Here is a 6,698-nt window from a genome sequence, read left to right as displayed (position 1 = left end):
GCCCTATAAACCCGCCCTCTGGGGTTCTGCTGTGAATTATATCTCCCCACCCGAAAATGAATAAACCCGCCCTCTGGGGTTCTGCGGTGAATTATATCTCCCCACGCGCTGAGGATGAATAAACCCCCCCTATGGAGAGACGGCGAGAGGAGGTTATTTAGTGGTTTTAAGAGTGGCTTTTTGCCATTGGCGGACAGAATTAATGATATAAATATCCTCCGATTTTTGGAGGGTTTCTATATCAATAATAGCCTCTTTGAGCTTACCCTGCTTGAGTAAGCTACCCCGAAAAGTTCCGGGAAGTAAACCGCTGGTGACTGGGGGGGTAAGCCAATCATCATTGATTTTAATAATCAGATTAGCAATGGTAGTTTCTGTGACCTCTCCCCGTTCATTCCATAAAATCACATCATCACAGTCGGGACGGGAATTCCGGGCGGTTTCATAGATGCTGCGGTTGGTGGTTTTATGATATAAAAAAGGGTTTTGGGAATTAATGGGCGTGGGAGATAAACCTAAATAAATCTGTCGGTTAGGTGGGGATTTCTCAAAGGCAGAAATTTCGTAATTGAGAACACCCTGGCGGTCAACTAATAACCTAACTCGATAGGGAATTGACCAGGATTTACTTAAATCGATTAATTGTTGATTGATGTGTTCTAGGGATAAGGGAATCCCAAAATATATGGCTGACTCTGATAACCTGTTTAGGTGTTCTTCCCGGAGAAAAAATCCTGCCTCTGGGGTCCATAGCATGGTTTCTAATAGGGAAAAATCACAGCTATTATTGATGCTCAGAAACTTGGCTTTGGTTTCACATTCTTGGTATTCATCCTGGCTGTCAGAATCCCACAGAATACCACCACCAACGCCATACTCGGCTTGATTATTTTCGTGGTCAATGATAACTGTACGAATGGCTACGTTAAACTGGGTTCTATAATTATTCGGGGTCTGTTGTGGTTGGATAAAGCCAATGGTTCCAGTATAAAGGTGGCGGGGAGTAGTTTCTAACTGGTGAATTAACTGCATGGTTCTGGGTTTGGGTGCGCCTGTAATGGAAGCACAGGGGAATAAGGCGGCGATGATTTCTGATGGTAAAGCCTGGGTTTTGGCGGTGACTGTGGAGGTCATTTGCCACAGGGTTGGGTATTTTTCGACGGTAAATAATTCGGGAACTTGGACGGTTTTAATATCCCCAATGCGACTAATATCATTGCGGATCATATCCACAATCATCACGTTCTCGGCGCGGTTTTTGGGGGAATTTTGCAGCCATTGGGCGATCGCATTATCTTCGGTTAAAGTGCAACCACGGGCGGCGGTTCCTTTCATGGGACGAGCGACCAGTTGACGGTCAGAGAGTTGGAAAAATAGTTCCGGGGAAGCAGAACAAATGCTAAAGCGATCGCCACATTCGATATATGCTGCATAGTCGGCTTGTTGCGATCGCACTAATTGCCAAAACCAAGCCAAAGCATCCCCAGAAAACTCCGTCCGTAGGCGAAAAGTATAATTGACCTGATAGGTTTCCCCCCTAGCAATATAACCTCGAATTTGGTTAATAGCCTCCTGATATTCAGTGGGGGTGACAGAAGATAACCACTCACCCACAGTATAATCTGATGGCGAACAGAGGCGGGGTGGGGTGATAATTTGTGGTTGTTGATATAGCCCAAACCAGAGCAAAGGAAACTCATCTGGGGGATAGGTATTCAAAGCGGAATCGAAAGCGCTAGAGGCTTCATAACTGATAAAACCCGCCGCCCATAAATGCCCTTCCCGGAGACTTTCATCAATCTGTTGTAAGGCAGGAATTACCTGATCGAGACGATCGCAATTAACAATATAGCAGGGATGTTCAAATAGTAACCACTGCTGATTTTGGGCATCATGGATGATTACTCTGTTCATAGTCAACTCAACTAACTTCACCTTCCAAAAGCGATCGCAAAGCCTCCTTCATTTCCGCTATAGAAGTCGTAGCCGTCCCAAACTGACGCACCACCAAACTAGCCGCCAAATTACCCAAAACCGCCGCCTCCCAAAAACTCGCCCCCACAGATAAAGCCAAAGTTAAAGCCGCCACCACAGTATCTCCCGCCCCCGTCACATCAAAAACATCCAAAACATTAAACGGAGGAATATGGCTAACTTGTAGCGTCTGATTTTCCCCCCATTCAAAAAGACTCATCCCCTCCTCACCCCTAGTAATTAGCACCCGTTTCGCCCCAGTCAAATTCAGTAAATCAGTCCCCGCACGTCTTAGACTCTCTTCATTAGCGATCGAATATCCTACCGCCTTTTCCGCTTCAGGAACATTAGGAGTAAACAACATCGCCCCCTGATAGCGTTGTAAATCAACTTGAGCATCCACCACCGAAAACCCATGACCCAAAGCCGCGCCAATAACCGGGGAAGTTAACACCCCATCCCCATAGTCCGAACAAACCACCCCATCAACATTATCTCTGTGTTGTTCGATATATTCAGCCAACCGCCATTGAAGTTCCAAGCTGGGTAAATCATCCGATTTGCGATCGACCCGGACAATTTGCTGAGTCACCGACTGGCGCGCGTGTCCAGAAATCCGAGTTTTAGTCACCGTAGGGCGGTCTGCGTCTGTGAGAATACCCTCCGTATCAATTCCCGCCTCCCGAAAAATCCTCTTGAGAGTCTCCCCTTGGTCATCCTTTCCCACCAACCCCGCCACCGACACTGCAGCCCCCAACTTAGCCAAATTGTAAACCGCATTAGCTCCCCCTCCTGGGATTTGTTGAGTAACTTCATGGCGCAGAATTAGCACTGGTGCTTCCCGCGACAACCTCTCCACCTGACCAGTCATAAACTCATCCAGAGTCAGATCCCCCACCACCAGAATTCGCGCCTTAGCAAAATTATCCAAGTGTTCCATAAGGGTATCCGCAGCCCCCTCAAGCTGATTGAGAAACGAAGATTCTAAGGTCATAATTAACAGTTACTCACCCCTACTTGACTTTTTTGAGTACAAAAGCCTTGATTTGCGCCACCTGTTTTTTCAGGGCTACCATTTCCCTCTGCATAGCAACAATTTTCTGTTCTAAAGCCTTAATCTTAGCTGCATCCGCCGCCGTTGTCGCCGCCACAGGAGGAGGTGCTGTCTCTTGAGTTGGTGCAGGTGCGGGGGGAGCCACTTTCAGAGGTGGGCGAGGTTTCTTAGCCTTTTCAAAAGCCGACTTGATCGCATCTATCAATTGTCCTCTCTCAAAAGGTTTTTCGATAAACTCAAAATACTCGAAAGGTTCAGCAATTTTCTCCGTCACTTCCTCTTTTCGACCAGACATCAACACCAGGGGAATTTTCCTAAGTTCTTCACTAGCTTGGATTTGCTGAAAAACATCCCATCCGCTGAGTTTAGGTAACAGGAAATCCAGCATAATCAGGTTGGGGCGTTCTTGGCGCACTAGGTCTATGCCTTCTTTCCCGTCTTTCGCTTCTAGCACATCAAAGTTACCCTGGGGTAACATCTCCCGAACTTTTACCCGAATCACCTTACTATCATCAATAACTATAATTTTCCGACCTGCCACGGCTTACTCCCCCGGTGATGAATACATAATCTGAATATTGGTGCAGCACTTAACCTTCTCAAATCTGTTGATAGCTTAACAAAGTCGAGAATAGTATGGCATCACCAACAATGGTCAAGGATACCGCCATCAAACCATTACCCTCACCCCAAACCCCTCTCCCAAACGGGGCGAGGGGCTTCCGAATGTACTTGATGGCTTGAGAAGCTGCTATAGTGAGTTCCCATATAATCAGCATCGCAGAAAACTGCTTTGTGTTATAAAAAATAGCTATCCTAGATATCAATACATTATGTCAACCACTCCTGATTCTATCTCATCACGTCACCGAGACGCAATTAAATCTATGCCTGAGTGGTTGCGTCGTCCTATTGGTGCGGCTAGTGAACTCTCGCAGGTGCAACGGATTATCAAACAGCGACAAATTCATACTATTTGTGAGGAGGGGCGCTGTCCCAACCGGGGGGAATGTTATGCTCAGGGGACGGCTACTTTTTTACTTATGGGGCCTACTTGTACCCGCTCCTGTGCTTTTTGTCAAGTTGATAAGGGCCATGCTCCTATGCCACTTGATCACGATGAACCCCGCAAGGTAGCAGAAGCAGTCCAAATTTTGGGGTTGCGTTATGTGGTGTTAACTTCTGTGGCGCGGGATGATTTGGCTGATGGCGGCGCGGGCTGGTTTGTGGCTACTATGGAGCAAATTCGATCGCTTTGTCCCCAAACTCAAATAGAGGTGCTTACTCCCGATTTTTGGGGGGGAAAGGCTGAAGATACTCAACAGCAACAATATCAGCGTATTGATTTGGTGGTGAGGGCGAAACCTGCTTGTTATAACCATAATATTGAAACCGTGCGACGGCTGACGCTTCCTGTGCGACGGGGGGCGAAGTACGATCGCTCTCTCGACCTGTTGCGCCACGTCCGAGAAGTTGACCCGACTATTCCTACTAAGTCCGGTCTCATGTTGGGACATGGGGAAACCGAAGAAGAGATTTTACAGACTTTCGCTGATTTAAGACAAGTTCAATGCGCGCGCCTCACTATCGGTCAATATATGCGCCCTTCCCTCGATCATCTCCCCGTCCATAAATATTGGACCCCCCAAGAGTTTGACCGTCTAGGGGCGATCGCCAAAGATATGGGTTTTTCTCACGTTCGCTCCGGTCCCCTGGTTCGGAGTTCCTATCATGCTGGGGAATTTTAGTCTCCTACCCTCCCACCCATCATCCCAATTTCCCCAATCATTTATGATTAAATAGGGAACCGAGTTGCTCAAATCAGAAATTATCCCTCAACTCTTGTTCGCTTATCTTCCCAAATTGTAAAATGTTTTTGAGGGTACCGTAAGGCACATCTTTGTTAGGATGGGGAACCGTACAAAAAAGGGTTTTTTTGAGGTGAACATGGCTCCCTGTTTGGTGGTCAGTCACAAATTCCAAGCGATGTAGACCTCTGATTACCTCAGAACTGGACAGAGAGGATATGTTGGATCTACTGAGGTTGGCTGGGGTAAAGCAATCTTCAGGTTTGATCCAGTCACTGACATGGTGATCACCTACCTCCCTATCCTCAAGGCGACTTTCCAGGTACAAAATTCTCGATCTATGTTCCCCCAGTTCATTTTCTAACTGTCTGATTTTGGCTGCCAAACGCTCATTTTCTTCGGTGATATAGACTTCAAAATCTCGGGACTGTTCTTTGATACACTCTGATTCTTCCCTAGCCGATTCCAAGGCTCTTCTCAACTGCTCAACATCAGCTTGTTCCCTCAGTTGGCTTTGCAGGTCTGCCGATTGCTGTATCGCCTGATCATACTCGCGGGTCAGTTCCGCAATCTTTTGATTCAGGCTCACTATCTCCTCATTGGTCCTCTTTTCCCGATTTTCGGTTTCCTGCAACTGGCGCTGCAACTTTTCCAGGGTGCGCGTCATTTCCTGCTGTTCCCTTTTCTGGCTATTCAGGCAATTTTCCAGGTTGGCGATCGCCTCAGAGCGTCTGTCAATTTCCTCTTGCGCCTCTACCTGATATTCCACCGCCCAGGCTAATTGATTCCGCAGTTCTTGCAGAGAGGTCTGGCTATCATCCTGTTGATGTTGGAAATCCACGATTTTCTGTTCGTAGTCGGCGATCGCTATTTTCAGTTCCGTTGCGATCGATTGCTGTTCCCTTCGGTAGTCCTCCAACTCCTCCCGCCCCTTTTCCCTAACAGCGATCAGGGCTTCATTTTGTTTAACTTTCTGCTCCAACTCTTCCCGAATATTCCGCGCCTCTTCCAGTAACTGTTTCTTCTCTCGGCGCTTTCGGTACAACATAAATTCGATCAGCAACCAAACCACTGCACCCCCCGTCAAAAATATACCCGTAGTCAGCGAGAAAATACTAGGACTGTGCTGGAACCTCAGCAACCCCCTCGCCCATTTCCCGTAACTCTCCGCGAAGGTTGGCGGCACCCGCCGGACGTAATATACCCGCCCGATGATTTCCCCTCTGTTGACCATCCCCGTCGGGTCAGCTTCCGGTTGATAACGCCGTGTATATTTGCGTTCCGCAAACAATGGCGGCGGGTCCCGTAGGAGATCGTAAGGCTCATTAGTTAGGTTTTCCACCTTCAAACCCTCTTTCCAAAGGCGACGGGAATTGGAATAGTAGAGGATTTCCTGCTCTGGACAATCGGCGATCGCACTTTTGCAGTTCGTGACTACTAACCCGAACAGTCCGTAGTTACTGTCCAGAGTCCGCTGCAACTCCTCCGTTTCTCCCTCTAGCAGCGCCAGGGAAAGTTTCGTCGGCAAAGTGTGAGATAAAATGTTAAAATCTACTGTCTGCGTCGCAAAAATTGTCCGCTCCCAGTAGTTTTTATGATTTCCTAAGTTGTTAATCGTTGCCAGAACCAAAGATATGACGCTGATTATGCTTAATCGACCCAACATTTGCAGCGCGATTTTGACATTCACCTTGCCCAGCAGTTCTTTCGGTCTTCTGAATCTCATAAATTAACCTATCCCTATAATTATTTATCAATTTCCGTCAAACAATTTACGCAAATTCTCAGCCCAAATATTCCCCCTACTGCGATCGCATTATCGCCATCACTAGGTCATTATGTTAACTTTTGTAACAAAAAAT

Annotated in this window: 6 protein-coding genes; 1 reads left to right on the top strand and 5 read right to left on the bottom strand. The window is 47.2% G+C overall.

Annotated features, from left to right (window positions below):
* Positions 1–153 precede the first annotated feature (153 nt).
* The 4 genes from pabB to P5683_RS12290 are packed head-to-tail and all read right to left on the bottom strand — an operon-like array spanning position 154 to position 3,807.
* Positions 154–1,914, bottom strand: a complete 1,761-nt coding sequence (gene pabB, locus P5683_RS12305) for an aminodeoxychorismate synthase component I (protein WP_006620541.1) — start codon at positions 1,912–1,914, stop codon at positions 154–156.
* A gap of 7 nt (positions 1,915–1,921) precedes the next feature.
* On the bottom strand, positions 1,922–2,968 hold the full coding sequence (locus tag P5683_RS12300) for a bifunctional heptose 7-phosphate kinase/heptose 1-phosphate adenyltransferase (protein WP_006669442.1): 1,047 nt from the start codon (positions 2,966–2,968) through the stop codon (positions 1,922–1,924).
* A gap of 19 nt (positions 2,969–2,987) precedes the next feature.
* On the bottom strand, positions 2,988–3,569 hold the full coding sequence (locus P5683_RS12295) for a response regulator (RefSeq protein ID WP_006620539.1): 582 nt from the start codon (positions 3,567–3,569) through the stop codon (positions 2,988–2,990).
* 58 nt (positions 3,570–3,627) lie between these two features.
* Positions 3,628–3,807, bottom strand: a complete 180-nt coding sequence (locus P5683_RS12290; protein WP_006669441.1) for a hypothetical protein — start codon at positions 3,805–3,807, stop codon at positions 3,628–3,630.
* Between the two features lie 54 nt (positions 3,808–3,861).
* On the opposite strand from P5683_RS12290, the gene lipA reads away from it, so the two are divergent.
* Positions 3,862–4,776, top strand: a complete 915-nt coding sequence (lipA, locus tag P5683_RS12285) for a lipoyl synthase (RefSeq protein WP_315641007.1) — start codon at positions 3,862–3,864, stop codon at positions 4,774–4,776.
* 73 nt (positions 4,777–4,849) lie between these two features.
* On the opposite strand, the gene P5683_RS12280 is transcribed toward lipA, so the two are convergent.
* Complete coding sequence (locus tag P5683_RS12280; RefSeq protein ID WP_315641008.1) at positions 4,850–6,562, bottom strand: type II toxin-antitoxin system HicA family toxin; 1,713 nt, start codon at positions 6,560–6,562, stop codon at positions 4,850–4,852.
* Positions 6,563–6,698 lie beyond the last annotated feature (136 nt).

Origin of the sequence: Limnospira sp. PMC 1279.21, from assembly GCF_032349615.1 — a bacterium.
Taxonomy (GTDB): domain Bacteria; phylum Cyanobacteriota; class Cyanobacteriia; order Cyanobacteriales; family Microcoleaceae; genus Limnospira; species Limnospira fusiformis.
This window is presented reverse-complemented; position numbering and strand designations above follow the sequence as displayed.